Raw genomic sequence first — 3,216 nt, forward strand, 5'->3', positions numbered from 1 at the left:
CGCGCGCCTGACCGAGCTGGGCCTGCCGACGACGTCGGGCTCGGGCGTCCGTGACCGCATCGTGGCGGGCGACCCGGAAGCGGTCCGGCTCGCCGAAATCGCCGGCCGCCAGGTGGGGGAGGTCCTCGCGACGCTCGTGTGCGTGGTCAACCCGGGCGTGCTCGTCGTCGCCGGCGACCTCGCCGAACCGCATTTCGTCGCCGGGGTCCGCGAGGAGCTCTACCGCCGGGCGCTCCCGCGGGCGACGCGGAACCTGCGCGTGGAGATCGGCGGCCGCGGCGACGCGCTCGGCGGCGCGGTGGCGCTGGTCGTGGAAACGGTGTTCTCGGTGGCCGAAGTGGACCGGAGGCTCGCCCTTGACCAGGGCCGAAGTGCCGTCACGGCGCGGACTGTCCCGAGTGGACGGACCACCCGACTTTAGTAGGTGGCGCACCCCCGCCGGCCGTGGTCCGCGAAACCGGACTTACCGCGCACAAGAGAGCATTCCTCGCGTTTTCTCTCCGACAAATCGGATTTCCGCACCACGCCCAGCAGGACGTGAATTCGCGCCGAGATAACGGTTCCGCAAGCACTTCCCCGCGAGCGGAACACCGATCTAGTCTCACCCGGTGTTCCCAAGGCCCATTTTTCTGGGGGCCGCTTTCGAAGAGGGAGATTTCTGTGCGAAGAAGCTCCACCCTGCTCCTTTCGCTCGCGGTGGTGGGTGGCCTGACCGGCGCCCTGCCGGCGACGGCGTCCGCGCAGGGGCGTCAGGACATTCCGCAGTCGCACCCGTTGTGGGCGAACGCGCAGGCGAAGGTCGCCGACACGGCGCCCGCGTCGAAGCTGAGCTTCCGGGTCTACCTGAACCAGCGCGACAACGCCGGAGCCGAAGCGCTGGCGCAGGCCGTGTCCGACCCGGACAGCGCGACCTACCGGCAGTACCTCAGCCCGGACCAGGTGCGCGACCGCTTCGCCGCCAGTGACGCCACGGTCGACGCCGTCAAGTCCTGGCTGACCGGCAACGGCTTCAGCATCGGCGAGGTGCCGTCGAACCGCGCCTACGTCGAGGCCACCGGCACCGCCGGCCAGACGCAGGACGCGTTCGGCGTCAAGCTGGGCAAGTACAAGGTCAAGGGCCAGACCCTCCGCGCCGCCGACAAGAACCTGTCGGTGCCCGCGAACCTGGCGGACGACGTCCTCGGCGTCGTCGGCGTGGACCAGGCGACCAACCTGTTCAAGCCGGACCACGCCACCGGTGCCGGCACGCCGTCCGACGTCGCGCCCGGCCCCGGCTTCCGCAACGCGCGGCCGTGCAGCGCCTACTACGGCGAGAAGATCGACACCACCGATCCCGCCTACAACGGCCAGCAGCTGCCGTACGCCCCCTGCGGCTACACCCCGGCGCAGCTGCGGTCGGCCTACGGCGTCGACAAGGTCGGCGCGGACGGCAAGGGCACCACGATCGCCATCGTGGACGCGTTCGCCTCGCCGACCATCTACTCCGACGCCAGCACGTACGCCCGGAAGAACGACCCGGCGCACCCGCTGAAGCAGAGCCAGTTCAAGCAGCACGTCTTCCCGGCGAACCCGGTCCTCGAGCCGCCGGACCAGTGCGACGCGGCGGGCTGGTACGGCGAGGAGACCCTCGACGTCGAGGCCGCCCACGGTCTCGCGCCGGGCGCCGACATCCTGTACGTCGGCGGCGAGTCCTGCGAGGACAACGCCCTCGACGTCGCGCTGAACTACGTGATCGCCGGCCACAAGGCCGACATCGTGTCGAACTCCTACGGCGACACCGGCGAGGACATCCCGGCCGACGAGGTCAAGGTGTTCAACCAGATCTCGCTGCAGGCGGTGCTCGAGGGCATCGGCGTCTACTTCTCCTCGGGCGACAACGGCGACGAGGTCGCGCGCCTCGGCACGCCGTCGCCGGACTTCTCCGCCTCGGCGCCGTGGATCACCGCGGTCGGCGGCACGTCCATCGCGATCGGCAAGGACGGCAAGCGGATCTTCGAGACCGGCTGGGAGACCAGCAAGTCCTCGCTGACCGGCGGCGTCTACGGCCCGGCCAAGTACACCAGCGGTTCCGGCGGTGGCACCAGCCGCCTGTTCGAGCAGCCCTTCTACCAGAAGGGTGTCGTGCCGGACTCGCTGTCCACGAAGAACCAGACCGGTCACAAGAAGGGCCGGGTCGTCCCGGACATCTCCGCGATCGGTGACCCGAACACCGGCTTCCTGGTCGGCCAGACGCAGACCTTCCCGGACGGCGCCTACTACGACCAGTACCGGATCGGCGGCACGAGCCTCGCGTCGCCGGTGTTCGCCGGCATCATGGCGGTGGCCGACAGCTTCGACCACTTCCACCACGGCTTCATCAACCCCGTGATCTACAAGCTGACTTCGCGCACCTCGGCGATCAGCGACGTGAAGCACGTGGACGCCGCCGTGGAGCGCGTCGACTACGCGAACGCCGTGGACGCTTCGGGCGGGCTGCTCACCTCGGTGCGCACGCTCGACTACCAGGGCCTGACCATCCACACCACCCCCGGCTACGACGACGTGACGGGTCTCGGTACGCCGAACGGCCTGCTGTTCCTGCTCCTCGTCTAGTTGTGATGTCCGGGGAGGTTGGTCAGCCGGGTGACCGGCGGCTTGCCGCCGGTTGCGCTGTGGGGTCGATGGTGATTGTAGAAGTGCAGCCAGTCCGGTAGCGCCGCCCGCCGCAGACTCTCGGACGGGTAGAAGCGGGCGTAGGCCCACCCGTCGGCCAGGGTCCGGTGGAAACGTTCGATCTTGCCGTTCGTCTGAGGCCGGTAAGGCCGGGTCCGTTTCGGGATAACGCCCAGCTCGGCGCACGTTTCGCGCCAAGCGTGGGACCGGTAGGCCGAGCCGTTGTCGGACAACACGCGTTCGACAGTCACGCCTAGATCGGCGAACCAGGCCACGGCCCGGCGCAGGACAGCGGTGGCAGTCACCGCGGTTTCGTCGGTGTGGATTTCGGCGTAGGCGACGCGGGAGTGGTCGTCGATGACGGTGTGCACGAACGCGGTGCCGGTGCGGGGCTTGTAGTCCGCGCCGCGGGGCAAGCCTGGCGTGGCGCGTTTGTTGCGCTCGCCTTGCTGCCGGCCGAGGTAGCGGTGCCCGCCGCCGTCGGGGATGTTGCCGAACTTGGTGACATCGACGTGGATCAGCGAGCCGGGATGGTCGTGTTCGTAGCGGCGCAGCGGTTCGCCG

General features: G+C 69.5%; 2 protein-coding genes and 1 pseudogene. 2 read left to right on the forward strand and 1 reads right to left on the reverse strand.

Going from position 1 to position 3,216, the window contains the following annotated elements; genetic code table 11:
- Together G3I65_RS01215 and G3I65_RS01220 are read left to right on the forward strand one after the other, a co-directional pair.
- Window positions 1–421, forward strand: a pseudogene (locus G3I65_RS01215) (ROK family protein); the annotation flags it as partial.
- Window positions 422–660: 239 nt separating this feature from the next.
- Window positions 661–2,592: a protease pro-enzyme activation domain-containing protein gene (locus G3I65_RS01220; protein WP_160693928.1), complete on the forward strand. Its 1,932-nt coding sequence runs from the start codon at window positions 661–663 to the stop codon at window positions 2,590–2,592.
- On the opposite strand, the gene G3I65_RS01225 is transcribed toward G3I65_RS01220, so the two are convergent.
- The coding region (locus tag G3I65_RS01225; RefSeq protein WP_160693930.1) for an IS481 family transposase at window positions 2,589–3,216 on the reverse strand (628 nt) is incomplete at its 5' end. The genes G3I65_RS01220 and G3I65_RS01225 overlap by 4 nt on opposite strands.

This window comes from Amycolatopsis sp. SID8362 (genome assembly GCF_010550475.1).
Lineage (GTDB): Bacteria > Actinomycetota > Actinomycetes > Mycobacteriales > Pseudonocardiaceae > Amycolatopsis > Amycolatopsis eburnea.